Source organism: Streptomyces sp. NPDC031274 (assembly GCF_055570235.1).
Map to the genome: position 1 here is coordinate 123,936 of NZ_JBVIHP010000015.1, position 24,010 is coordinate 147,945.

The 24,010-nt window shown below is 70.9% G+C and carries 19 protein-coding genes; 9 read left to right on the forward strand and 10 right to left on the reverse strand.

Going from position 1 to position 24,010, the window contains the following annotated elements; translation table 11 throughout:
- Positions 1 to 86: 86 nt before the first annotated feature.
- Positions 87 to 1,979 (reverse strand): ABC transporter ATP-binding protein, encoded by a 1,893-nt coding sequence (locus ACZ5CR_RS23965; RefSeq protein ID WP_468860562.1) that lies wholly within the window; start codon positions 1,977 to 1,979, stop codon positions 87 to 89.
- A gap of 191 nt (positions 1,980 to 2,170) precedes the next feature.
- On the opposite strand from ACZ5CR_RS23965, the gene ACZ5CR_RS23970 reads away from it, so the two are divergent.
- Positions 2,171 to 4,474 carry a glycoside hydrolase family 3 N-terminal domain-containing protein gene (locus ACZ5CR_RS23970; protein ID WP_468860564.1) on the forward strand — a complete coding sequence of 768 codons (2,304 nt, stop codon included), beginning with the start codon at positions 2,171 to 2,173 and terminating at the stop codon, positions 4,472 to 4,474.
- Between the two features lie 48 nt (positions 4,475 to 4,522).
- Here ACZ5CR_RS23970 and ACZ5CR_RS23975 read toward each other — a convergent pair whose 3' ends face one another.
- Positions 4,523 to 5,380, reverse strand: coding sequence for a GNAT family N-acetyltransferase (locus ACZ5CR_RS23975; RefSeq protein WP_468860566.1), 858 nt, complete (start codon positions 5,378 to 5,380; stop codon positions 4,523 to 4,525).
- A 374-nt stretch (positions 5,381 to 5,754) separates the two neighbouring features.
- On the opposite strand from ACZ5CR_RS23975, the gene ACZ5CR_RS23980 reads away from it, so the two are divergent.
- The 3 genes from ACZ5CR_RS23980 (at position 5,755) to ACZ5CR_RS23990 (ending at position 10,207) form a co-directional block, all read left to right on the forward strand.
- Positions 5,755 to 7,143, forward strand: coding sequence for a family 2B encapsulin nanocompartment shell protein (locus ACZ5CR_RS23980; protein ID WP_468860569.1), 1,389 nt, complete (start codon positions 5,755 to 5,757; stop codon positions 7,141 to 7,143).
- Positions 7,130 to 8,590: a SufS family cysteine desulfurase gene (locus ACZ5CR_RS23985; protein ID WP_468860572.1), complete on the forward strand. Its 1,461-nt coding sequence runs from the start codon at positions 7,130 to 7,132 to the stop codon at positions 8,588 to 8,590. The genes ACZ5CR_RS23980 and ACZ5CR_RS23985 overlap by 14 nt, the downstream gene beginning before the upstream one ends.
- 81 nt (positions 8,591 to 8,671) lie before the next feature.
- The gene (locus tag ACZ5CR_RS23990; protein WP_468860575.1) at positions 8,672 to 10,207 is read left to right on the forward strand and encodes an AMP-binding protein; all 1,536 of its coding nucleotides are present in this window, start codon (positions 8,672 to 8,674) and stop codon (positions 10,205 to 10,207) included.
- Between the two features lie 69 nt (positions 10,208 to 10,276).
- Here the strand turns inward: ACZ5CR_RS23990 and ACZ5CR_RS23995 are convergent, their stop codons facing one another.
- Both ACZ5CR_RS23995 and ACZ5CR_RS24000 read right to left on the reverse strand, forming a co-directional pair.
- Positions 10,277 to 10,660, reverse strand: a complete 384-nt coding sequence (locus tag ACZ5CR_RS23995; RefSeq protein ID WP_468860578.1) for a Zn-ribbon domain-containing OB-fold protein — start codon at positions 10,658 to 10,660, stop codon at positions 10,277 to 10,279.
- Between the two features lie 161 nt (positions 10,661 to 10,821).
- Positions 10,822 to 11,529, reverse strand: coding sequence for a TetR family transcriptional regulator (locus ACZ5CR_RS24000; protein ID WP_468860581.1), 708 nt, complete (start codon positions 11,527 to 11,529; stop codon positions 10,822 to 10,824).
- Between the two features lie 108 nt (positions 11,530 to 11,637).
- On the opposite strand from ACZ5CR_RS24000, the gene ACZ5CR_RS24005 reads away from it, so the two are divergent.
- Together ACZ5CR_RS24005 and ACZ5CR_RS24010 are read left to right on the forward strand one after the other, a co-directional pair.
- Positions 11,638 to 12,423: an electron transfer flavoprotein subunit beta/FixA family protein gene (locus tag ACZ5CR_RS24005; RefSeq protein ID WP_468860582.1), complete on the forward strand. Its 786-nt coding sequence runs from the start codon at positions 11,638 to 11,640 to the stop codon at positions 12,421 to 12,423.
- Between the two features lie 47 nt (positions 12,424 to 12,470).
- Positions 12,471 to 13,433, forward strand: a complete 963-nt coding sequence (locus ACZ5CR_RS24010) for an electron transfer flavoprotein subunit alpha/FixB family protein (protein WP_468860585.1) — start codon at positions 12,471 to 12,473, stop codon at positions 13,431 to 13,433.
- A 29-nt stretch (positions 13,434 to 13,462) separates the two neighbouring features.
- On the opposite strand, the gene ACZ5CR_RS24015 is transcribed toward ACZ5CR_RS24010, so the two are convergent.
- On the reverse strand, positions 13,463 to 15,460 hold the full coding sequence (locus tag ACZ5CR_RS24015; RefSeq protein ID WP_468860587.1) for an AfsR/SARP family transcriptional regulator: 1,998 nt from the start codon (positions 15,458 to 15,460) through the stop codon (positions 13,463 to 13,465).
- 116 nt (positions 15,461 to 15,576) lie between these two features.
- On the opposite strand from ACZ5CR_RS24015, the gene ACZ5CR_RS24020 reads away from it, so the two are divergent.
- From ACZ5CR_RS24020 to ACZ5CR_RS24030, 3 genes are all read left to right on the forward strand, one after another.
- Entirely contained in the window at positions 15,577 to 16,503 is a 927-nt protein-coding gene (locus tag ACZ5CR_RS24020; protein ID WP_468860590.1) for an alpha/beta fold hydrolase, read from the forward strand.
- Between the two features lie 237 nt (positions 16,504 to 16,740).
- Positions 16,741 to 18,375, forward strand: a complete 1,635-nt coding sequence (locus ACZ5CR_RS24025; protein WP_468860592.1) for a sigma-70 family RNA polymerase sigma factor — start codon at positions 16,741 to 16,743, stop codon at positions 18,373 to 18,375.
- Positions 18,376 to 18,521: 146 nt separating this feature from the next.
- Entirely contained in the window at positions 18,522 to 19,310 is a 789-nt protein-coding gene (locus ACZ5CR_RS24030) for a VOC family protein (RefSeq protein ID WP_468860594.1), read from the forward strand.
- A 46-nt stretch (positions 19,311 to 19,356) separates the two neighbouring features.
- Here the strand turns inward: ACZ5CR_RS24030 and ACZ5CR_RS24035 are convergent, their stop codons facing one another.
- The 5 genes from ACZ5CR_RS24035 to ACZ5CR_RS24055 all read right to left on the reverse strand — a co-directional run bounded on the left by ACZ5CR_RS24035 (position 19,357) and on the right by ACZ5CR_RS24055 (position 23,913).
- Positions 19,357 to 20,193, reverse strand: coding sequence for a DUF1206 domain-containing protein (locus ACZ5CR_RS24035; RefSeq protein WP_468860597.1), 837 nt, complete (start codon positions 20,191 to 20,193; stop codon positions 19,357 to 19,359).
- A gap of 94 nt (positions 20,194 to 20,287) precedes the next feature.
- Positions 20,288 to 20,704, reverse strand: coding sequence for a GNAT family N-acetyltransferase (locus ACZ5CR_RS24040; protein WP_468860599.1), 417 nt, complete (start codon positions 20,702 to 20,704; stop codon positions 20,288 to 20,290).
- 151 nt (positions 20,705 to 20,855) lie between these two features.
- Entirely contained in the window at positions 20,856 to 21,878 is a 1,023-nt protein-coding gene (locus ACZ5CR_RS24045) for a hemolysin family protein (RefSeq protein ID WP_468860602.1), read from the reverse strand.
- A complete protein-coding gene (locus tag ACZ5CR_RS24050) occupies positions 21,875 to 23,218 on the reverse strand; it encodes a hemolysin family protein (protein ID WP_468860755.1) in 1,344 nt (447 codons plus the stop codon). Before ACZ5CR_RS24050 ends, ACZ5CR_RS24045 begins: the two co-directional genes overlap by 4 nt.
- A gap of 308 nt (positions 23,219 to 23,526) precedes the next feature.
- Complete coding sequence (locus ACZ5CR_RS24055; RefSeq protein WP_468860603.1) at positions 23,527 to 23,913, reverse strand: hypothetical protein; 387 nt, start codon at positions 23,911 to 23,913, stop codon at positions 23,527 to 23,529.
- Between the last annotated feature and the right edge of the window lie 97 nt (positions 23,914 to 24,010).

Below are 24,010 nucleotides of genomic sequence, written 5' to 3' on the forward strand. Positions count from 1 at the left end.
ACCCACTCCCTCCCCCCCCCCCCCCCCCCCCCCTCCCCCCCCCCTCCCCCCCCCCCCCCCCCCCCCCCCCCCCCGCTCCGCATGCTCTACGCCGCGACCTGCACCGTCTTGTTCTTGTCCTTGTCCGCGAACTGTGTGCGGTACAGCTCCGCGTACCGGCCGCCCACCGCGAGCAGTTCCTCGTGCGTCCCGCGCTCCACGATCCGCCCGGCCTCGACCACGAGGATCTGGTCGGCGGACCGCACCGTCGAGAGCCGGTGCGCGATGACGATCGCGGTGCGGCCCTGAAGGGCTTCGGCGAGTGCCTCCTGCACCGCTGCCTCGGAGGTGTTGTCGAGGTGCGCCGTGGCCTCGTCGAGGATGACCACCCGCTGCTGGGCGAGCAGCAGCCGGGCGATGGTCATCCGCTGGCGCTCACCGCCGGAGAGGCGGTAGCCGCGCTCCCCTACCACCGTGTCGAGGCCGTCCGGCAGGGAGCGTACGAGGTCTTCGAGGCGGGACCTGCGCAGGGCGTCCCACAGGTCGTCCTCGGTGGCTTCGGGGCGGGCGAGCAGCAGGTTGGCGCGGATCGACTCGTGGAAGAGGTGGCCGTCCTGGGTGACCATGCCGAGCGTCTGGCGCATGGACGCCGCCGAGAGATCACGAACGTCGACTCCGCCGATGCGTACGGTTCCGCCGTCCGTGTCGTACAGGCGGGGAAGCAGTTGGGCGATCGTCGACTTGCCCGCACCGGACGATCCGACGAGCGCCACGGTCTGGCCCGGCTCGGCGCGGAAGGAGAGGCCGTGCAGGACTTCGTCGCCGCCTCGGGTGTCGAGGGACGCGACCTCTTCGAGGGAGGCGAGGGAGACCTTCTCCGCGGACGGGTAGCCGAAGCGGACGTCGTCGAACTCCACCGCCACCGGGCCCGAGGGGACTTCACGCGCGTCCGGCTTCTCGTCGATCAGCGGCTTCAGGTCGAGGACCTCGAAGACCCGCTCGAAGCTGACGAGGGCACTCATGACCTCGACCCGCGCCCCGGCCAGGGAGGTCAGCGGCGCGTAGAGGCGGGTCAGGAGCAGGGCGAGGGACACGATCGCGCCCGCTTCCAGGGTGCCGTCCAGCGCGAAGTAGCCGCCGAGGCCGTAGACGAGGGCCAGGGCGAGGGCCGAGACCAGCGTGAGCGCGGCGATGAACACGGACTGCGACATGGCCGTGCGGACACCGATGTCCCGCACCCGGCCGGCCCGCGCGGCGAACTCCGCCGACTCGGCGCCCGGGCGCCCGAAGAGCTTGATGAGCGTGGCGCCGGGCGCGGAGAAGCGTTCGGTCATGCGCGTGCCCATCGCCGCGTTGTGGTGTGCGGCCTCCCGCTGGAGTTTCGCCATCCGGGAGCCCATGCGGCGTGCGGGCACGATGAAGAGGGGGAGCAGGACCAGGGCGAGGAGCGTGATCTGCCAGGAGAGCCTCAGCATCACGGCCAGGGTCAGGAGCAGCGTGACGACGTTGCCGACGACTCCGGAGAGCGTGTTGCTGAACGCGCGCTGGGCGCCGATCACATCGTTGTTGAGGCGGCTGACAAGGGCGCCGGTGCGGGTACGGGTGAAGAAGGCGACGGGCATGCGCTGTACGTGGTCGAAGACGGCGGTGCGCAGGTCGAGGATCAGCCCCTCCCCCAGGTTCGCCGAGAGCCAGCGGGCGAGCAGGCCGAAGCCCGCCTCGGCGACGGCGATGGCGGCGATGAGCAGGGCGTAGCGGACGACGAGCGAGGATTCGCCGTCCGAGACGATCGTGTCCACGACGCTGCCCGCGAGGACGGGCGTCGCCACGGCGAGCAGCGCGGTGACGATGCTCAGGAGGACGAAGTAGACGATGCGGCGTTTGTGCGGGCGGGCGAAGGTCCCGATGCGGCGCAAGGTGGCGCGGGCGAAGGGACGGCTGTCCTGCTCGGCGCGCATGACGCTCTGCAGTTGGGTCCAGGCTGTCGTTTCCATGCTCATGAGAAGAACATAGAACCTCAAGCTTCCTTGAGGTCAAGCGTCGGGAGTGAGGCGCCGACGGGACACCGAAACAAGAGCCCCGCGCGTCCCTGCCGCATCCCTTGACCCGCATGTAACAGGAACGTACTTTCGCTTCAACTCTTGTGGCCGTCACAGAGGTTGTCGACTTCCTGATGCGAGAAGGCGAACACATGCGAGAGCTACGAAGGCGTACTCTGCTGTCCGCGATCGGCGGCACCGCTGTCGCAGGGGGCGGGTTCACCGCCGCGGGCGCCGGGGTCGCCGCCGCGGACACCGGGGCCGTCCAGGCCGCGCCGCAGCGCCCGGGCCCCATCGACCCGAAGATCAAGAAGCTGCTCGACCGTATGACTGTCGAAGAGAAGCTGGGGCAGTTGCAGCAGCTCCCGTGGGCCGTCAGCACCGGCCCCGGCGGCAGCGAGACGAAAGACGTCGAGGACGCGGCGCGCGCCGGGCGGCTCGGTTCCGTCCTGAACATCTTCGGCGCCAAGAGCAGCAACGCACTGCAACGCATCGCCGTGGAGGAATCCCGGCTCGGCGTTCCGCTGCTCTTCGGACTCGATGTCATCCATGGCCTGTGGACGACGTTCCCGATCCCCCTCGCCCAGGCGTCGAGCTTCGACCCGGAGGTCACCAGACGCGACGCCGAGGTGTCGGCGAAGGAGTCCCGCTCCAACGGCGTGCACTGGACGTTCTCGCCGATGATGGATGTCACGCACGAGCCGCGCTGGGGCCGGATCGCCGAGGGCTGCGGCGAGGACCCGTATCTCACGACGGCGTTCGCCGTGGCCAAGGTGGAGGGTTACCAGGGCGAGAAGGGTTCGCGTCTCGACGCCAAGGACCGCGTGGCCGCCTGCGCCAAGCACTTCGTCGCGTACGGCGGGGCCGAGGGCGGCCGGGACTACAACACGGTCGACGTGTCGGAGTCCCGGCTGCGCAACCACTATCTGCCGCCGTTCAAGGCCGCGTTGGACGCGGGCGTGGCCACGGTGATGGCCTCCTTCAACACCATCAGCGGCGTCCCCGCCCACGGAAACTCCCACACCCTCACCGACGTCCTGTACAAGGAGTGGGGCTTCGACGGCTTCGTCGTCAGCGACTGGAACGGCGTCGACGAACTCATCGCGCACGGCTTCGCCGAGGACGGCGCCGACGCGGCACGGCTCGCGCTGAACGCCGGCGTCGACATGGAGATGGCGAGCACGGACCTCGCCGAGCACGGCAAGAAGCTGCTGAGCAGCGGCAGGATCAGCGAGAAGCGCCTCGATGAAGCGGTCACGCGGATCCTGCGCCTGAAGTACGCCCTTGGGCTCTTCGAGAATCCGTACGTCGACGAGGACGACGCCATCGACAAGCCGTCCGCCGATGCCCGCAAGGCAGCCCGCGAGACCGCCGCCCGCTCGATGGTGCTCCTGAAGAACGACGGCAAGGCGCTTCCCCTCAAGAAGTCGGCAGGTTCGATCGCGGTCGTCGGCCCGTTCGGCGACTCCGACGACCTCCTCGGCACATGGACGTTCCCCGGCGCCGCGAAGAACTTCCCCTCGGGCAAGGTCCTCGCCGCGGTGCGGGCCGCGGCTCCGGGGGCGAAGGTGACGTACGCGAAAGGCGTCGACCCCGAGGGCACGGACACCGGCGGCATCCCTGCGGCGGTCGCCGCGGCCAAGGGCGCCGATGTCACCGTCGTGGTCGTGGGTGAACCCCCGGCGATGAGCGGCGAGGCGGCGGCGCGCAGCGACATCAGTCTGCCGGGCGGGCAGGAGAAGCTGATCGAGGCGATCGCCAGGACGGGCAAGCCGTTCGTGGTGGTCCTGGTCAACGGGCGCCCGCTGACCGTCGGCGACTGGCTCAAGTCGGCGCCCGCCGTCCTCGAGGCCTGGCACCCGGGCCTCGAGGCGGGCAACGCGATCGCCGACGTGCTGTTCGGCAAGGTCAATCCGGGCGGCAAGCTGCCCGTCTCCTTCCCACGAACGGTCGGTCAGATCCCCTGCCACTACAACCACGAGTCGACGGGCCGCCCCTACGACGCGGACAACAAGTACACGTCCAAGTACCTCGACCTGCCCCCGGACCCGCAGTTCGCCTTCGGCCACGGGCTCTCGTACACGGATTTCGAGATCGGTGAACCGAAACTCAGCCGCGACCGTGTGTCGGCGGGGGCGCTGCGCAAAGGCGACACCCTGGAGGTCTCGGTCACCGTCCGCAACACGGGTGACCGTGCGGGCGACGAGGTCGTCCAGTTGTACGTCCACGACATCGCGGCGAGCATCACGCAGCCGGTGCGCAAGCTGCGCGGGTTCCGCCGGGTGACGCTGGAGCCCGGCAGGTCGAGGACGGTCCGCTTCCAGCTCGGCGCCGATGACTTCGGGTTCTGGACGAACGCGGAGAGCGGCGAGTTCCGTGTCGAGGAGGGGGCCGTGGACGTCTACGTCGGCAACAGCTCCGAGGCGAAGGCGAAGAAGAGGCTGACGATCACGTAGCGGCTGTGGGCGAGGGGGCCGGGTCCCTGGGGGCCCGGCCCTCGCGCGTCAGCCGAGTTCGAGCGTGGTGACGCCGAAGACCCGCTCCTCGGCCAGCTCCCGCACAGGACCCGTGTACATGCGGGCGGTCTCGAACGTCGGCTTCATTCCGCGCGCCTCGGCCAGGGCCACGGCGTGCGGCTGGGTCTCGGGGACGTCGATGAGCACGGGCGCGCCGTCCGCCTCGGCCGTCAGCGCGTCGAAGAGCTCCTCGGCATCGGCGCGCGTGTCGGCGAACAGGGGGCCGATCCGCAGGGCGCCATGGGCCGGGCGGAGCACGCCGTACCCGGTGATGCGGCCGTCGACGATGCGCGCGAGCGCGCGGTGGCCGGGAGCGGTGAGCCATGATTCCAGGAAGCGCGGACGGTCCGCCGGGTGGCTCGCGGCGTCGTACGCGGTGATCGCCCGCAGGCCCGCGGCCTCGACCGGCAGGATCTGCGCGGACCTCGCGGCGCCTGGGGGTACGGAGCCCATGTACCGGATGGTCCGGTGGGCCAGCTCGAAGCCCGAGCGGCGGTAGTTGGCCTGCTGCGCGACCACGCCGTCGAGGCCGACGGTGCGGGTTCCCGCGTGGGCGAGGGCCGTCTGCCAGGTGGCGAGTCCGTGTCCGTGGCCACGCAGGTCGGGGCGGACGAGGTAGAAGCCGAGGAAGGCGTACACCTCGTCGTAGTTCACGACCGAGATCGCGGAGACCGCCTGTCCCCCGATGCGGCCGATGAAGAATCCGTCCGGGTCCTGCGCGAAGAAGCACGGGCCGTCCCGCAGGCCCGGGTTCCAGCCCTCGTCCTGCGCCCATCCGCTGACGACGTGCCAGTCGTCGAGCGTCGCCCGCGAGATGGAGAGCCGCCCAGGGGCCGAATCCGTCATCGCCACACCCTTCGTACGCCGGAGAGGGCCGCCCTCGGAGAAGGGCCGCGCCCCGGTGCGCCCACGATCACCGGCCGCACCGGAACCATCCTTCCCGACTCCTGGGCCCGCTACCCGAGTCATAAGCGCTGCTTTCAGGCGCGCTCAGGTCCGGTATTGAGCTGATTCGAGCCCGATATCCGCGGTGCGGGGACTCCCCGGCAGCGGCCTGGGAGGGTGGGCTGCGGGGTCGGAGGACGGCTGTCAGTCCATTTCCGGCCCTTTCTGCATCATCTCTGAAAAAAGGCCACTTGCGGCCATGGAACAACGCGAAGACGATCGGCGCCGAACGCCATCACGGCGGCCAGCAAAGACCGTTCCTCCAGGAGGTTCCAGTGAACGACCGGCTCGCACTCGGCCCGGATGCCGCACGGCAACTGGCCACGACCACCAAGACCACCCCGCAGATGCGCGGCATCACCCCGCGCTATCTGCTGCGCGCCCTGCCCTGGGTGGACGTCGAGTCGGGCACCTACCGGGTGAACCGCCGCCGGACGTTCGTGCTCGGAGACGACCGGATCACCACGTACGAGGAGAGCGGCTGTCACCACGTCGTGCCGGGCGACCTGCGCGAGGTCTCCTACCTCCGTGACGCCGACGACGCGCTGCTCGCGGAGCTGGCCGGCGCCTTCACCGAGGTCACCTTCGAGGCCGGACAGGTGCTCGCGCAGGAGGGCGACGCCGCCGACCGGCTGTGGGTGGTCGTGCGGGGCAAGGCGGAGAAGCGGGTGACCGGGCGGTACGGCGAGGACGCGCTGCTCGAAGTCATAGGCGACGGGCAGTTCTTCGACCTCGGCGCGTGGACCCGGGCCGATGCGATGCCGTACCGCGTCAAGGCGCTCACCCCTGGTGTGGCTCTCTGCGCGGACCGCAGCGCGCTCGCGGGGCTCGCCGACCGGGACGAGGCGTTGGGCGGCGCGATCACCGCGTACTGCGCCGGAAGCACCATGACGCCCGGCGCCGAGGTGCCGGTGGACCTGAGCGCGGGGCACGTCGGGGAGCCGGACCTGCCGGGGACGTTCGTCGACTACGAGGACGCGCCGCGTGAGTACCACATGACGCTGGCGCAGACGGTGCTCCGCGTGCACACACGGGTCGCCGACCTCTACAACGGGCCGATCGACCAGACCCGCGCACAGTCCAACCTCACCGTCGCGGCACTGCGGGAACGCCAGGAGTCCTCACTCCTGAACCACCCCGAGCACGGCCTGTTCCACAACGTCTCCGCCGGTCAGCGGGTCCAGGCACGCACCGGTGCGCCCACCCCCGACGATCTGGACGAGCTCCTCACGCGGGTCTGGAAGCAGCCCGGCTTCTTCCTGGCCCACCCCAGGGCGATCGCCGCCTTCGGCCGTGAATGTACGCGGCGTGGCGTGCCCCCGGTGACGGACAACCGCTTCGGCAGCCCGCTCCTGACGTGGCGCGGCGTCCCGCTGCTCCCGTCGGACAAGGTGCCTTTCTCGGGCAGCACGGGCGCCGGCATGGGCACCACCGAGATCCTGCTGATGCGGACGGGCGAGGCCGAGCAGGGTGTGGTGGGCCTTCGTCCCGCCGGTGTCGCGGACGAGGTCGAACCGGGCCTGTCCATGCGGAACATGGGTGTCGACCAGAAGGGCATCACGTCGTACCTGATGACGGCGTACTTCAACACGGCGGTCCTGGTCGAGGACGCCATCGCGGTCCTGCAGAACGTCGAGGTGTCGAACTACCATGACTACTCCTGACGTCACGGCGCGCGGGCCGGGCATTCCAGGTGTGCCGGGCCTGCCCGGTGCGGGTGTGCCAGGCTTACCCGGTGTGCCAGGCCTGCCCGGTGCGGGTATGCCGGAAGTGCCGGGCTCGACGGCGGTGATGCCGACGGCCCTAACGGACCCGGCCCCCGCGGACTCGGCTCCCCCGGCCGCCACCCCCGGCGCGGGCGCGCTCCCGCAGCTCCAACCACCCGGGTTCTCCCCCGAGTCGGCGCGCCGGGACATCCCGATCCTGCACCGCACCGTCAACGGCCACCCACTCGTCTGGCTCGACAACGGTGCCACCACGCAGAAGCCGCGCCAGGTCATCGAGGCACTCGGCGCCTACTACGGCACCGCGAACTCCAACATCCACCGGGGCGCGCACACCATGGCGCGCGAGGCGACTGAGATGTACGAGGCGGGGCGGTCCGCGGTCGCTCAGTTCCTGGGGGCCGGGTCGCCGGACGACATCGTCTTCGTACGCGGCACGACCGAGGCCGTCAACCTGGTCGCCCAGAGCTGGGGACGGGCCAACCTCGGCCCCGGGGACGACATTCTGGTGGCCGTCCTAGAACACCACTCCGACATCGTGCCCTGGCAGCTGATCGCGAAGGAGACCCGGGCCAGGGTCGTCCCGATCCCTCTCACTCCCGAGGGGGCGATCGACCAGGCCGCCTACGCCGATCTCCTCTCGTCCCGCACGCAGCTCGTCGCCGTCAGCCACGCGTCGAACGTGCTCGGCACCGTGCCGCCCGTGAAGGAGATGACCGCCCTCGCCCACCGCTACGGCGCCAAGGTCCTGGTGGACGGGGCGCAGGCCGTCGCGCACTTCCCGGTCGACGTGCAGGACCTGGACGCCGACTTCTACGCCTTCTCGGGGCACAAGCTCTTCGCGCCGACCGGCATCGGCGCGCTCTACGCGAAGCCGGAGATCCTCCAGTCCATGCTGCCGTGGCAGGGCGGCGGCAACATGATCGAGTCGGTCGACTTCACACGGACCACGTTCGCGCCGGTCCCGCACCGCCTGGAAGCGGGCACGGGCCACATCTCCGGCGTGATCGGCCTGCTCGCCGCACTGAACTGGTTCACGTCCTTCGACCGGGAGGCCGTCGCCGCGTACGAGAGTGCGCTCATGACGTACGCGCAGCAGGCGCTGTCCACCGTGCCGGGCCTGGAGGTCCTCGGTTCGGCGCCCGAGCGGATCGCCGTCCTCACGTTCACCCTCGCGGGCCAGGACCCGGCCGGTGTCGCGGACTGGCTCGACCGCGACGGCATCGCCATCCGTGCGGGCCACCACTGCGCCCAGCCCGCGCTCGCCCACTACGGCCTGGAGTCGGCCGCCCGCGCGTCACTGGCGCTCTACAACACGTCCGAGGAGGTGGATCAGCTGGTGACGTCTTTGCGGCGGCTTCAGGAAGCGCCGGAGGAGGTCGGGTAAGGGGACGGCGCCGGGGGCCCGGTTTCCCGTGGGGCATGGTCGGATAGGCGACGTACATCGACTGAGCTTCGGGAGGCCAGGATGTTCGTCCCGTTCGGGGCCCTTGATTTTCTGGACCGCGCCACGACCGTGTACGGGGACCGGGTCGGCATCGTCGACGAGCCCGATCAGCCGGCCGAGCCCTGGCAGGGGCTCACCTACCGGCGCGTGGGTGAGCTGGCCCGGGCCCAGGCCGCCGGGCTCGACGCGCTCGGGGTGCCGCACGGCGCACGCGTCGCGGTGGTCTCGCCCAACAGCGCACGGCTCCTCACGTCGTTCTTCGGCGTCAGCGGCCACGGCCGGGTCCTCGTCCCGGTCAACTTCCGCCTCTCGGCCGAAGAAGTGAGCTACATCGTCGGCCAGTCGGGCGCGAGCGTCCTGCTGGTCGACCCCGAGCTCGAGGACCGCCTCTCGGGGGTGGTCTGCAAGCACCGCTTCACGCTCGGGGCGGAGGCCGACTCGGAGTTGTACCGGTTCGACACCGAGCCCGAGCCCTGGGAGCACGACGAGAACGCCACCGCGACCATCAACTTCACCAGCGGAACGACCGCGCGCCCCAAGGGCGTACAGATCACGCACCGCAACATCTGGGTGAACGCCCTGACGTTCGCGCTGCACGCCGGGGTCACGGACCGGGACGTCTATCTGCACACCCTGCCGATGTTCCACGCGAACGGCTGGGGCATGCCGTTCGCGATGTCCGGCATGGGCGCGCGCCAGATCGTGCTGCGCAAGGTGGACGGTGCGGAGATCCTGCGCCGCGTCGCCGAGCACGGGGTCACGGTGATGTGCGCGGCGCCCGCGGTGGTCAACTCGGTGCTTGCCGCCGCACGTTCATGGGACGGGGAGATCCCGGGCCGGGATCGGGTGCGCATCATCGTCGCGGGAGCTCCGCCGCCCACCAGGACGGTCGAACAGGTCGAGACCGAGCTGGGCTGGGAGTTCATCCAGATCTACGGACTCACCGAGACCTCTCCCCTGCTCACCATCAACCGCACCCGCGGCGAGTGGGACGACCTCACCTCGCAGCAGCGCGCGGAGAAACTGGTCCAGGCCGGTGCCCCCGCCCTGGGCGTGACGCTGCGCACGTCGGACGAGGGCGAGGTCCTGGCCCGCTCGAACGTGATCCTCGAGGGGTACTGGGAGCAGCCTCAGGAGAGCGCTCAGGCGCTGGAAGGCGGCTGGTTCCACACAGGAGACGGCGGTTCGATCGGCACGGACGGCCATCTGACGATCAGCGACCGCAAGAAGGACGTCATCATCACCGGCGGTGAGAACGTGTCGTCGATCGAGGTGGAGGACGTGCTGTTCAGCCATGCCGCGGTCGCCGAGGTCGCGGTCATCGGGGTGCCGGACCAGAAGTGGGGCGAGACCATCAAGGCCCTGGTCGTCCTCGCCTCCGGCGCCCACGCCACGGAAGAGGAGCTCATCCGGCACTGCAAGGAGCACCTCGCCGGCTTCAAGGCGCCGACCTCGGTGGAGTTCCGCGACGAACTGGCTCGCACGGCCACCGGGAAACTCCAGAAGTACAAGCTGCGCGACCCCTACTGGGAGGGGCGCGAGCGGGGCGTCAACTGATCCGGAGTCCTACCGGTTGATCCGTCCGGAGTGCTACCGGTTGACCCGTCCGCAGCACCGCCGGAAGCACTACCAGTCGGCGCTCGTGTGCGTCTCGCAGAGCTCGAAGACGGCCTCCCCGGTCTCCGGATCGGACCCGGCCACGGGCCGTACACGCGCGCCGACCCACACGAGATGCGGCGAGGCACCCACGACACGGCAGCGGAACACGAACCCTTCGGGGAAACGGACGAGGGACTCGTTGCGTGCGGTCCCCGTGTAACGGTTGACCACGCTCGACTGTACGACGACGCCCTCGCCGTCGCTCTGTTCGGCCACCAGGTCGCTGGAGGCGCACACCGGACACAGCATGCGCCGGAAGGACGCGGTGCCGCACCATCGGCAGCGGTGGTAGATCAGGCCGGTTCGCTGCTCGTCGTCTGTCGGCGCGACGCTCAATTCCTGCTGGGACACGTCTCGACCCCCTGCATTCGGCTCGGATGCGCCGCCGTCGGCGTCGACGCATCCGCACCATATGGCACTGAGTGCCAGAAGGTAAAGGTACTGAGTGCTACATACTCAGTCCTGGCGGCACTTCAGTCCCGGCCGTACTCGGCCCTGGCCTCACTCAGCACTCAGTCCTGGCCGAGGGCCGACTCGACGCGCTGCACCACGCGCCACATGGGCGCGCGCTTGGAGACGACCATGACGACGACCTCGTCATCGGCGTCAGCGGCGGCTTCCCCGCCGGTGACGGCACTCCCCCATCCGTTCCGCACGAGCTCGAGCGCGTGGTCCACCGCGGTCTCGGCGTCACCGTCACCGCCCGAACGCAGCCAGGAGCGCAGGGCGTTGTTGTGCGCGGCGACCACGGCGGCGGCGACCACCTCGGCGCGCAGGGAGCCGTCCGCGTCCTCGGCGTAGCGGCGGCGGAGGTAGCCGGCCATGGTGCGTTCGTAGCGGCGCACCACGGAGAGTTCGTACGTGCGCAGGCCGGGCACCTCCTGCGTGAGGCGGTAACGCTGGACGGAGAACTCCGGGTTCGTGGCGTACATGCGCAGCACGATCCGGGCCGCGTCGCACACGGCGTCCACGGGATCGTGGCCGTCGGCCGCGTCGAGGAACGCCGTCATGTCGGCCAGGCAGCTCTCGTGGTCGGGGAAGACCGCGTCCTCTTTGGAGGGGAAGTACCGGAAGAAGGAGCGCCGCCCGACCCCGGCCCGCGCCACGATGTCGTCCACCGTGGTCTGCTCGAAGCCCCGCTCCAGAAACAACTGGAACGCCGCCTTGGCGAGCACCTCCCGCATGGGGGCCTTCTTCGCTGGTCCGCGCGCCTCAGTCATGCGGGGAACGTAGCATCGTGAAGGCCTATCTGGCACTACGTACCTTTACAGGGGGTACTGAGTGCCATACGGTCGCCATAACGAACAACACCAGGTAGGAGAGCCGGCGTGAGCTTGAGGATCGTTGTCACCGTGAAGTACGTGCCCGACGCCACCGGCGACCGGCACTTCGCCGATGACCTGACCGTCGACCGGGATGACGTCGATGGCCTGCTGTCGGAGCTGGACGAGTACGCGGTGGAGCAGGCGTTGCAGATCGCGGACGGGGCCGACGACGCGGAGATCACCGTGTTGACGGTGGGTCCCGAGGACGCCAAGGACGCGTTGCGCAAGGCACTGTCGATGGGTGCGGACAAGGCTATCCATGTGGAGGACGAGGATCTGCACGGCAGTGACATCATCGGGACCTCGCTGGTGCTGGCCAAGGCGATCGAGAAGGCCGGTTACGACCTGGTGATCTCCGGGATGGCGTCCACGGACGGCACCGCGGGTGTGGTTCCGGCGCTGCTCGCCGAGCGGCTGGGTGTCCCGCAGGTCACGCTGCTCTCCGAGGTGTCCGTCGAGGGCGGTGTCGTCAAGGGCCGCCGTGACGGTGATGCCGCCTCCGAGCAGCTGGAGGCCTCGCTGCCGGCCGTGGTGTCGGTGACCGACCAGTCGGGCGAGGCCCGTTACCCGTCCTTCAAGGGCATCATGGCCGCCAAGAAGAAGCCGGTGCAGGCCTGGGACCTCTCGGACCTGGATCTGGAGGCCGGGCAGGTGGGCCTGGAGGGTGCCTGGACGAAGGTCGAGTCGGCCACCGAGCGGCCCGCGCGCACCGCGGGCACGATCGTCAAGGACGAGGGCGAGGGCGGCAAGCAGCTCGCCGAGTTCCTCGCGGGCCAGAAGTTCATCTAGTCCCTGATTCGCTGATTCGCTGACACGTCGAGGAAATTGGAAGAGCCATGGCTGAAGTTCTTGTCTACGTCGACCACGTGGACGGTGCCGTCCGCAAGCCCACCCTGGAGCTGCTGACGCTGGCCCGCCGTCTGGGCGAGCCCGTCGCCGTGGCGCTGGGTGCCGGCGCCGCCGACACCGCGGCCGCGCTGGCCGAGCACGGCGCGGTCAAGGTGCTGACCGCCGATGCCCCGGAGTTCGCCGACTATCTGGTCGTGCCGAAGGTGGACGCGCTGCAGGCCGCCTACGACGCGGTGTCCCCGGCCGCCGTGCTGGTGCCCTCCTCCGCGGAGGGCAAGGAGATCGCCGCCCGTCTCGCGGTGCGCATCAAGTCCGGCATCATCACCGACGCCGTCGACCTGGAGGCCTCCGACGAGGGCCCGCTCGCCACGCAGTCCGCGTTCGCCGCCTCGTACACCACCAAGTCCCGTATCACCAGCGGTACTCCGGTCATCACGGTCAAGCCGAACTCGGTCGCCGTGGAGGCCGCCCCGGCCGCCGGCGCCGTCGAGGCGCTGGCCGTCTCCTTCTCGGAGCAGGCCACCGGCACCAAGGTGACCGCGCGCACCCCGCGGGAGTCCACCGGGCGTCCGGAGCTGACCGAGGCGGCCATCGTGGTCTCCGGCGGCCGTGGTGTGAACGGGTCGGAGAACTTCCACCTCATCGAGTCGCTCGCCGACTCCCTGGGTGCGGCCGTGGGTGCCTCGCGCGCCGCGGTGGACGCGGGCTGGTACCCGCACTCCAACCAGGTCGGCCAGACCGGCAAGAGTGTCTCGCCGCAGCTGTACATCGCCTCGGGCATCTCCGGCGCGATCCAGCACCGGGCGGGCATGCAGACCTCCAAGACCATCGTGGCGATCAACAAGGACGCCGAGGCCCCGATCTTCGAGCTCGTCGACTACGGCGTGGTCGGCGACCTCTTCGACGTCGTCCCCGCCCTCACCGAAGAGGTCAACACCCGCAAGGGCTGAGCGCGGTCTGTCCGACTTTCGACGACCGCTCACCGAGAGCGGCGGAGGGCTGAGGCAAGGTCGTCCAGGTGCTGTGCGACCGGGCCCAGCGTGAGCAGGCCACTGCCCGCCCCCGCCAACTCTCCTGCGGCGGGGGCCAGTTCCGCGTGGACGCGTTCCATCACCTCCCGGTCGTCGACGGCGATCGCCGCTCGCCCCGCCAGGCACCACAGAGCTTCGAGCAGTAGGTCGCGGGGCGGTTCCGGGAGGCGGCGCAGTGCCTGCGCCGCCTCGTCGCGGCGGCCCTGGGACAGCAGCACCAGAGGGCGGGTCCAGGGCTCGTAAGGCCCCCATTCCGTACTGTCATCCAGTCCCTGGCCGATTTGTACGTCGGCCGAGGCGGGGGAATCGCTCCGTAGGCGCAGGCACAGCAGAGCGAGCGGGAGCAGTCCGCGTTCCAGGCCGGGCATGCCCGCGCCGTCCAGCCCCGAGGCAGCCTCCTGGTAAGCGGCCTCGGCAGCCGGTGCCTGCCCTGTCGCGGCGAGCCGCAGCGCCGCGTACCACTGGGTGAACACGCCCACCAGCGGCAGCTCATGACGTTCCGCCAGGAGGTTCGCGGCTGCCGCGTGGCCGTCGGCTCCCAGGAAGTCCGCGAGCGCGCCGCGGGCCTGGAGGCGGATGAGGTGGCCGAGGACCTCGTAGGTGGCCAGGCCGTGCCGGGCGGAGAGGGCGACGAGCTCGGCGCCGATCGCGTCCCGGTGTGCGGCAAGGCCCGCACGGTGGAAGGTCTGCATGTACAGCCCGTTGAGGGCGAACGCGAGGAGCGCCGGGTCGTCGAGGCGGCGGGCGATCTCCTCGGCCTGCCGGGCGGCCTGGGGCCCGCGCGCCGATGTGGTGCCGCGCGACTCCAGGGCGATCGTGGTCAGCAGGCGGGCCCGTGCCGCCGGGTGCACGTCGGGACGGAGCGCGGCCAGCGTGCGTTCGGCCGCCGCCACGACCTGCGCGGCCTGTCGTGGGTCGTCGACGCGGGTCCAGTTCGCCGGGACGTCGTACGCACCGATCACGCGGGCGGTGAGTTCCGCGTCGCCCAGTTCCTCCGCCGCCTCGATGGCCGCCACCCGGTGCTCGCGGGCCGCTTCGAGGCCGCCGCCTCCGGTCACCGCGAGGTTGCGCAGCAGGCTCACCGTGGAGTCGAGCCGGGCACGGGCTCCGGATGCCACGGTCCGTTGGTAGGCGGTGGTGGCCCGGGCCCACACCCGTTCCGCCGCGCCACCGGCCGGGGGCGTCGGGAGGTCCAGGTGGTGGGCCTGGGCGAGGATGTCCGTCTCCAGGCGGCGAAGGCCCGGTCCTGGATCCACGCCGAGCTCCTCGACCAGGAGCGTACGGGCCCGGCGCAGGACCGCGAGCGCGTCGCCCTGACGGCCGGCGCGGTAGAGCGCGAGGGCGAGGAGCCGCCAGGCGTCCTCGCGCCAGGGGTGTTCGGCGACGTGTGCGTCCAGGTCCGGTACCGCGTCGGCGGCGCGTCCCAGGCCGAGGCGTGCCTCGGCCCGGCGCTCGACCGCGTGCAGGCGCAGTTCACCCAGGCGGGAGCGCTCGGCGCGGGCCCAGGCCTCTTCGGTGAAATCGGCGTAGGCGGGGCCGCGCCACCAACCAAGAGCCTCCTCCAGGCAATCGAGGGCGCCCTGCGGCGACAGGGTCGCGGCGTCGGTCACCGCCTGCTCGAAGCGCCAGGCGTCCACGGTGCCGGGATCGGCGCGCAGGGCGTACCCCGGGCCTTCGGTGACGAGCAGCCGGGCCGGGGTGCGGGGCGGTCGCTCCGGTTCAAGGGCTCGGCGCAGTGCGGCCACGAAGGTGCGTACCGCTCCGATCGCGTCCTGGGGCGGGTCCGCCCACAGGTCTTCGACCAGACGGGCCACGGGGACGACGCGGCGGCGGGCGACGATCAGCCGGGCGAGCACCGCGCGGTGCCGCGGGCCCTTCAGCCCGACGGCGGCCTCGGCGCCGTCCCAGGCCACCACAGGACCGAGGACCCCGAACGCGACCCGCACGCTTGACCACCTTTTCCATGGGCATCGACGCTGGTCACGGTAGCGCGCTCATCGGATGCTCATTGCCGCCCGGCAGGCTCGGAGTCACTTGTTCCGCCAACGCGAAGGACGCGGCCATGACCCCTGACACGCCCTCTGGCACGACCCCTGCCACACCCCCTGCCACGACTCCTGTCATCGAGGACTTCACCTACCGGCGCGTGCCCGTCGCGGACGGCGTGCGCCTGAGCGTGGCCATCGGCGGCTCGGGCCCGCCGATCGTGCTGCTGCACGGCTTCCCGCAGACCCATCTCATGTGGCGGCATGTCGCGGCCGACCTCGCCGCTGACCACACGGTGATCTGCCCCGACCTGCGCGGCTACGGAGCGAGCGACAAGCCCGCGGAGACCGACGGCGGCACGTACTCCAAGCGCACCATGGCCGCCGATGTCGTCGAAGTGGCGCGTGCGCTCGGCCACGACCGCTTCGCCCTCGCCGGACACGATCGCGGCGCCCTGGTCGCGTTCCGGGCCGGACTCGACCACCCCGGCACGATCACGCACCTGGCCTGCCTCGACGTGCTGCCCACACTGGACATGTGGGACGTGATGCACGGCGTCACCGCCGCCGTCGGATTCCACCTCTACCTGATGGCTCAACCGACCGGCCTGCCCGAGGAGTTGATCGCCGGCGCCCCTGACGCGTTCTTCGGCTACTTCCTCGACATCTGGACGAACGACCCGCAGGCGATCCCCGCCGACGTACGCGCCGCCTATCTGGACGCCTGTCGCTCCGCGGTGCCCTCGATCGTGGCCGACTACCGTGCCTCCGCCGGTATCGACGTCGACCACGACCGCGCCGACCTGGACACCGGAAACCGGCTGAAGATGCCGGTGGCCGTGCTCCAGCAGGACTGGGGCTCCGCGCTCGGCTTCGACGCGGCGGCCCTGTGGAGCGCGTGGGCGCCGGACCTGCGGCACACGCCCGTCACCTGCGGCCACTTCATGGCCGAGGAAGCCCCCGCCGAGATGGCGAAGGCGCTGCGGGACCTGCTCGCCCGCTGAGGCACTCCGTGGTCCCCCTCCGCGTAGATGCGCGGCGTCGTCGATCGTGCGGAACCAGTTGATGTCCGGTAAGCCGTATATATGGATTTACGTATTCCTGGATCGCTTGCGCTGATGACCAGGTGCGTATGCTCGCCGCAGATTTCTGTTCGCGGATTTCTGTTATCTCCGTGCGCTCACGCGATCTCCCAGGTGTAAGGCCACACGTGCCGACGAAGAAAGCGAGTGAGGCAGTCCATGATCGGTGAACACGATCCTCTGGTGACGGCGGCGCAGACCGGGGACCAGCGGGCGCAGGACGACCTGGTGGCCGGATACCTGCCGCTGGTCTACAACATCGTCGGGCGGGCGCTCGACGGCCACGCCGACGTCGACGACGTGGTGCAGGAGACCATGCTGCGGGCGCTCGCCGGCCTGTCGTCGCTCCGCGACCCGGCGAGCTTCCGGTCCTGGCTCGTGGCCATCGCCATGAACGAGATCCGCAGGCACTGGCAGCAGCGTGCGTCCGGGCAGAAGAGCCCGAGCCCGCTCCATGAGGCGCACGACGTCGTGGACCCCGGGGCGGACTTCGTCGACCTGACCATCATCCGGCTCGGCCTGGTGGGGCAGCGCCGGGAGGTGGCAGAGGCCACTCGCTGGCTGGACACCGACGACCGCGCGCTTCTGTCGCTGTGGTGGCTCGAGGTCTCCGGCGAGCTCACCCGTGCGGAGGTCGCCTCCGCCCTGGAGCTGCCGACGCAGCACGCCACGGTCCGGGTGCAGCGGATGAAGACCCAGCTGGAGACGGCCCGGATCGTGGTCCGCGCGCTGGCCGCGTCCCCCCGGTGCCCTTACCTGAGCGACGTGGTGGCCCCGTGGGACGGCACTCCTTCCTCCCTCTGGCGCAAGCGCCTGGCCCGGCACGTCCGTGACTGCGCGCTGTGCTCGGGTCACGGCGCGGGCCTGGTGCTCGCCGAGCGACTCCTTGTGGGTGTCGCCCTGGTGCCGCCGACCGCCGCGCTGGCCGCGCCCGGTGCGATACGCGCGGTGAGCGCGGCCGACGCGCACCACCTGGCGTACGACTCTCCGCACACGGCGACCGACGCGCACGCCACGGCGGCGAACACGTACGAGATATCCGCCGCCCGGAGCGCCCCGGCGAGACACGCCGCACAGCGCGACCACCGGATGCCGCGCAAGGGCCGTACGGTCGCCGCGGGAGTCGCCGTGCTCGTCGTCGCGACCGGGGTCATCTACTCGGCCACACGCCCCGCGGACGACGAACAGACGGAAGCACAGCCGCTCACCGCGTCGCAGCCGCCCTCGTCGGCGGCTCCGACCACCACGGCCCCCAAGCACAGCAAGTCCCCCTCCGCCTCCCCCAGCCGGACGCGGAAGCCGTCCCCCAAGCCCACGCCGTCGAAGACGAAGACCCAGGCGCCGGAGCCCAAGGCGACTTTGAAGCCCACCCGCACGAGCAGCGCACCCCAGGCTCCACAGGCCCCGGCGGGCAACTCGTACAGCGCGGAGGTCACCCGGCTCGTCAACGCCGAGCGCTCCAAGAGCGGCTGCGACCCGGTGACCCTCAACGGCAAGCTGGGCAAGGCGGCGCAGGGCCACTCCGACGACATGGCGGAGCGCGACTTCTTCGACCACACCAACCCCGACGGCAAGGACCCCGGCGACCGGGTCACGGCAGCGGGCTACAAGTGGACCACCTACGGCGAGAACATCGCCGCGGGCCAGCGCACCCCGGCCGCCGTGATGGACTCCTGGATGAACAGCTCCGGCCACAAGGCCAACATCCTCAACTGCTCCTTCAAGGAGATCGGCATCGGCTACCGGCAGGGCAGCGGTGGCCCCTGGTGGACGCAGAACTTCGGCGCGCAGTGATCACGGATCATCCGGGGCGGCGGGCTCGGGGGCCGACGAGCGCGGGGGCCTCCGTTCGAATAGCGTGAAACCGTCAGGTATCGCCCGGAAGTCCCTCGGAAGTCCCTCGGAAGTCCCGCAGAAGTTCGGCAGAAGGAGGCCTCGCGATGGCCGCGCACCCGGAAGGCACGCCCTGCTGGGCGGACGCGATGTTCCCCGACGTGGCGGCCGCGAAGAGCTTCTACGGCGAACTGCTCGGCTGGACGTTCGACTCCGGCTCCGAGGAGTTCGGCGGCTATACGCAGGCACGCTCGGACGGCAAGGCTGTGGCCGCCGTCGTCCCGCGGATGCAGGGCGTGGAAGGACCGGCCGCCTGGAACCTCTACTTCGCCTCGCCCGACGCCGCAGCGACGGCCGCGAAGATCCGCGACCACGGCGGAACGCTCACCATGGAGCCGATGCGGGTGGGCGATTTCGGCACCATGGTGACGGCCCAGGAGCCGAGCGGCGCGTACTTCAGTGTCTGGCAGCCGGGCGCCCACGAGGGCTTCGAGAAGACCGGCGAGGCAGGAGCGTACTGCTGGGCGGAGCTCACCACGCGAGACCCGGCGGCCGCGGACGCGTTCCTGCCCGCCGTCTTCCCCTTCGAGGTGGAGACGATGGACGTCGACGACGTGGACTACGGCGTCTTCAAGGTCGGTGACCGGCCGGTGCTCGGCCGGCTCAGGATGACCGAGGACTTCCCGCCGGACGTGCCGCCGTTCATCAACGTGCACTTCGCCGTGGACAACTGCGATGCCGCGATCGTCACCGTCACCAAGCTCGGCGGCCGGCTGCTCTTCGGCCCGATGGACAGCCCCTTCGGCCGCTTCGCCACGGTCGCCGACCAGCAGGGTGCCACCTTCAGCGTCGTCGATCTGACGACCACGGAGGGCGAGATGCCGTCGTTCGCCTAGGGCCTCTCGTTTGGATCAGGCCGGATCAGGGAGCGGGGGCGCGGATTCACAAGCGCCGCCAGCGCGCGGAGGCGAAGGAGAACACCCCGAAGAGGACGAGCCCGGCCGCGACGGCGGCCAACAGCCAGGGGCCGACGGGGGTGTGCGAGAAGCTGCGGAGCGTCGCGTCCACGCCCTTGGCCTCGTCGGGGTCGGCCTGCACTGCCGCCGTCAGGATGAAGACGCCCGCGGCGGCGAACACCGCGCCGCGTGCGACACCACCGGTCACGCCGAGAGCGGTGACGACCTGCCGTGTGCGGCCCTTGAGGGAACCGAGGTCCAACTGCCGCAGGAAGCGGCGCATCATCGCCCGGACGGCGAGCACCACGCCGACGCCGGTCAGCACACAGCCCGCGGCGCCCACCAGGTGGCGTCCGTAGGGGAGTTCCAGCGTCGAGGCCGTCCAGCCCTGCGACTTGGCGTCGCCGCTCGAACCCTGGCTGCCCCCGGCCGCGTAGACGGCGGTCGCCCAGCAGACGAAGGCGTAGAAGACCGCCCTGCCGCCGTCGAGGGCCCGCGATGCGGCCTTGCGACGGGGCCCCCGCCTCCCCACCGCGCGGGAGCCCCGCCACAGCGCCATGCAGCCGAACCCGACGGCCAGTGCCCACAGCATCACCTCGCCGAAGGGCTGCTCGGCGACCTGGGCCAACGCGCCCTGTCTGTCGGCCTGTTCACCGCTGCCGCCGAGGGCGATCCGCAGGGCAAGGGCGCCGATGAGGACGTAGACGACGCCACGGGCGACGAAGCCCGCCCTGCCCGCCGCTGTCAGCGATTCCTCCTCCGCCGAGCGACGGACCGCGGCCTTCTTGGTCCTGCCGCGCGAGTACACCCGAGACAGCGTCATCGTGTCCTCCCAGAAACGTGGGCGCGTTGATACGCGCCCGGTCTCCGAGTGCCCCGGTCAGCGGCCGTTCACTCCTGACGCCCCAGCGGGCCGTTCACTCCTGACGCCCCAGGACCCCGCCGGACCTGGATCCCGGTGGCGACGCGGTGATGTGACGGCACCCCACGGCTCCCGGCACGAAGTCCATGCCTGTCTCCTCCGCCATCGCGGCGAAGAACTTCCGGCCGCCGGCGGACTGTCTGGATGTGCTCCACGCGTACGCGGACCAGGGGTCGGTGGCGCGGTGGAGTGCCTCGCGTCCCAGGCCCATGCCCTGCCAGGGCCCGGCGATGGCGATCGTGTTGACGTGCGCGGCACCGCACAGATGGCACACCTGGTAGTCGAGGTGCCCGATGTCGTGGCCCTTGCCGTCCAGGAGCGTGATGACCTGGCAGCCCGCCGCCACCGTCGCCGGGGCCCACCGGTAGGTGACCGCCTGCGGGCAGGGAGGAGGCGGTCTTCGGAACTTCATCGCGGCGCCGCGCTCGTGCGGGGTGCCGGGTGACGGTGCGTGACTGCGTCGGCACGGGACATTGCGAGCAATGTAGCCACAGGACACGACAGGCGTACATCCCCGTTCCGAGTGGCTTTTCGCCGCCCGGAAGGGCGGCATCGGATGGTCATCAGGCCGCCTGTCGCGGTTCCATGAGGCGGGCGAGCAGGTCGTCCAGACTGACCAGGCCGGTGAGACGGCCCGATTCGTCGCAGAGCACGGCGAGCGAGGCACGACGGCGGCGCAGTTCCTCGACGGCGTGCGCGAGCGTGTCGTCGGCGGCGAGTTCCGGGACGGGCCGGGCCAGCTCGCGAGCGGTCAGGGCGCGGCCGCGGGCGCGGGCCACCAGGGCGTCACGGGCGTGCACCGAGCCGAGGACGGCGGCGCCGTCCCTGACGAGCAGCCGGGTGCGGTCGCTCGCCGCGGCCACCTCAAGGACCTCGTCGATGCTCGCGTCGGCCGGGACGGACGTGATCTGCGCGGCCGCGGTCTGGAGGTCGCCGACCGCGGTCAGGGGTGCGGTGAGCGAGGTGGTGATGAGGCCGGAGTCGGCCTCGCTGATCAGGCCGAGCCGCCACGACTCCTGGACCAGGTGCGTGAGTTGCTCGCGGTTGTGCACCGAGGTGAGCTCGTCGCGCGGGGTGACCTTGCACAGGCGGACGAGCGCGTTGCTGACCTTGTTCAGGACGGTGAGCAGCGGGCGCACGACCTTGACCACGGCCCGGAAGGGCGGGGTGAGCAGCATCGCGGAGCGCTCGGGGTGGGCGATGGCCCAGGACTTGGGGGCCATCTCGCCGACGACCATGTGCAGGAACACCACGACGACCATGGCGAGCGCGAAGGCGATGCCGTAGCTGAGCCCCGCGGGCAGGCCCAGCTTCGCCAGGAGCGGGTCGAGTTCGTGGGAGATGGCGGGCTTGGAGACCGAGCCGAGGCCCAAGGTGCAGACGGTGATGCCGAGTTGGGCCCCGGCGAGCATCAGGGACAGTTCCCGCATGCCCGCGAGCGCGGACTTGGCGCCGCGCTGCCCTGCGGCGACCGCGCGCTCCATGCGGTGCCGCTTGGCGGCCACAAGGGCGAACTCCGCGGCGACGAAGAAGCCGCTCGCGATCAGCAGCAGGACGGTGACGAAGAGGGCCAGCGGGAAGCTCATGCGGTGGTCTCCTCGGCGGTCGGCACCTGCGCACCCGGCAGGCGCTCGATCCGTACGCGCTCCGGTACGTGGCGGTCAAGGCCGAGTACGGCGACGGCGACGCGGCTGCCGTCGGACAGTTCCACGGTCAGGCGGTCGCCGATGGCCGGGAAGCGGCCGAGCCGGTCCACGATGAGCCCGGCCACGGTGTCGTAGTCGTCCTCCTCGGGCAGGTCGATGCCGGTCGCGTCGGCCACCTCGTCCAGGCGGCGGCCCGCGTCGACGAACCAGCCGTCACCGTCGGCGACCGCGAGCGCGACGACGGTGTCGGTCTCGTCGGCGATGTCACCGACGAGTTCCTCGGCGATGTCCTCGTACGTCACGATGCCCGCCACGCCCCCGTGCTCGTCGAGGACGACCGCGAACTCGTCGTCCCGCTCGCGCATCTGCGCCACCGCGCCCGGCAGCGGCAGGGTGTCGGGAAGGAGCAGGGGGCGGCGGGCCTGTTCGCCCGCCGTGGTGCGGTCGAACTGCCCCGCGGGCAGCCGCATCAGCTCGCGGACCCCGAGGACGCCCGCGACGTCGTCCGGGTGGTCACCCATGACGGGGTGGTTCGAGTGCCCGTGCCGGGCGATGAGCCGCACCGCCTCGTCCGCCGTGGCGTCCTTGCGCACGAAGGTGACGTCCGCCCGCGGCACCATCACCTCGGCCAGTGTGCGCTCGGAGAACTCCAGGGCATGGTCGAGGAGCTCGGCGCTCTCGCGCGGCAGCTGGCCGTGCTCGTGGGACTCGCCGATGAGGTGGCTGAGCTCTTCGAGCGTGGCGCCGTGGTGCAGCTCCTCGACGGGCTCGATGCCGATACGGCGCAACAGCCGGTTGGCGGCGCTGTCGAAGACACGGACGATCGGTCCGACGACCTTCAGATACGCCAGTGTGGAGGCGGCCAGGGACTTCGCGAGCCGCTCGGGGACGGCGAGCGCGAGATTCTTGGGGGCGAGCTCGCCGAGGACCATCTGGAGCACGGTGGCAACGACGAAGCCGAGGACCACGGAGAGGGCGGAGACGACGCCGTCCGAGAGGCCGGTGCCGTCCAGGGCGGGCTTCAGGAGCCCGGACACGGACGGCTCGGCGAGGAAGCCGACGACCAGCCCGGTGACGGTGATTCCCAGCTGGGCGCCCGACAGCATGAACGAGAGCCGCTCGAGGACCTGCACGGCCCGGGCCGCCCGCCGGTCGCCCGCCTGCGCCTCACGCGCGAGCGCGAGGCGGTCCGCGGCCACGTACGCGAACTCCTGCGCGACGAAGTAGCCGGTGCCCGCGGTCAGGAGGAGAACGGCGAGCAGACCGAGTACGGCGGACAGCAACAGTGGCTCCGTTCCGATGAAGGGGCGTGCCGGTCATTCTCGACGTGGCCGGGGCATCCCGCCACGCCGGAGGTGGCGCCCCGGCCGTACAGCGACAGTGGGTGGAGAAGTATGGCTAACTTCTACACCCACTGTAAAAGAATCGCAAAGCACCTCTCCTGAATCGCTCCGCGGACGGGGTCCGGCCGGGACGTCACGGGATGTCGTACGTCGCCCCGGCGACCCAGCGCCGGAGACCGTCGAGCGGCGGGCCGAACCACCGAACCTCCGGCCGCTGTCGCCAGTACGGCTGAGCCGCGGCGAGGTCAGTCAGTCAGGGTGACGCAGGGAAGGCCCACGCTGTCGCCACCCCGGAAGCCCTCCGCGCAGAGCCGGGTGCCCGCGGGGAAGTGGCGCTGCGGGTAGGCCTGGTCCCGGTAGGTCCTGAACGCGTCGACGTCCTCCACCTTCGTGTTGGCGCTCCAGCCGTTGGTGGTCCAGACGCGGGCGCTGATGCGGTGCGGCTGGTTGGTGTTGATGACCGAGACCTCGACCCTGCCCAGATAAGTGCCGCTGTCGTAGGTCTCGATGCAGACCGCGTTGTTGCACCACTTGCCGTCGGCCGCAGCCGGCGGCCCGGCGACGATGACACAGCCGAGCGCCGCGGCGACGGCGCCGATCCACGCGGCGATCTTCCTGGTGATGTCGTGCATGATGAGTGACCCTCAAGCCTTCGTCATGGCCCGGCCTGACATGCCGGGCCCCGGCAGACCAACGCGGGGCATGATCATCGGTTACGCGGCTTCCCCC

Coding starts and splice junctions, on each gene's coding strand:
- ACZ5CR_RS23990 (WP_468860575.1), top strand. CDS start 8,672: ATGTTCGTCCCGTTCGGGGCCCTTGATTTTCTGGACCGCGCCACGACC.
- ACZ5CR_RS23985 (WP_468860572.1), top strand. CDS start 7,130: ATGACTACTCCTGACGTCACGGCGCGCGGGCCGGGCATTCCAGGTGTG.
- ACZ5CR_RS24035 (WP_468860597.1), bottom strand. CDS start 20,193: ATGACGCTGTCTCGGGTGTACTCGCGCGGCAGGACCAAGAAGGCCGCG.
- ACZ5CR_RS24010 (WP_468860585.1), top strand. CDS start 12,471: ATGGCTGAAGTTCTTGTCTACGTCGACCACGTGGACGGTGCCGTCCGC.
- ACZ5CR_RS24020 (WP_468860590.1), top strand. CDS start 15,577: ATGACCCCTGACACGCCCTCTGGCACGACCCCTGCCACACCCCCTGCC.
- ACZ5CR_RS23970 (WP_468860564.1), top strand. CDS start 2,171: ATGCGAGAGCTACGAAGGCGTACTCTGCTGTCCGCGATCGGCGGCACC.
- ACZ5CR_RS23975 (WP_468860566.1), bottom strand. CDS start 5,380: ATGACGGATTCGGCCCCTGGGCGGCTCTCCATCTCGCGGGCGACGCTC.
- ACZ5CR_RS24000 (WP_468860581.1), bottom strand. CDS start 11,529: ATGACTGAGGCGCGCGGACCAGCGAAGAAGGCCCCCATGCGGGAGGTG.
- ACZ5CR_RS24030 (WP_468860594.1), top strand. CDS start 18,522: ATGGCCGCGCACCCGGAAGGCACGCCCTGCTGGGCGGACGCGATGTTC.
- ACZ5CR_RS24045 (WP_468860602.1), bottom strand. CDS start 21,878: ATGAGCTTCCCGCTGGCCCTCTTCGTCACCGTCCTGCTGCTGATCGCG.
- ACZ5CR_RS23965 (WP_468860562.1), bottom strand. CDS start 1,979: ATGAGCATGGAAACGACAGCCTGGACCCAACTGCAGAGCGTCATGCGC.
- ACZ5CR_RS24025 (WP_468860592.1), top strand. CDS start 16,741: ATGATCGGTGAACACGATCCTCTGGTGACGGCGGCGCAGACCGGGGAC.
- ACZ5CR_RS24040 (WP_468860599.1), bottom strand. CDS start 20,704: ATGAAGTTCCGAAGACCGCCTCCTCCCTGCCCGCAGGCGGTCACCTAC.
- ACZ5CR_RS24055 (WP_468860603.1), bottom strand. CDS start 23,913: ATGCACGACATCACCAGGAAGATCGCCGCGTGGATCGGCGCCGTCGCC.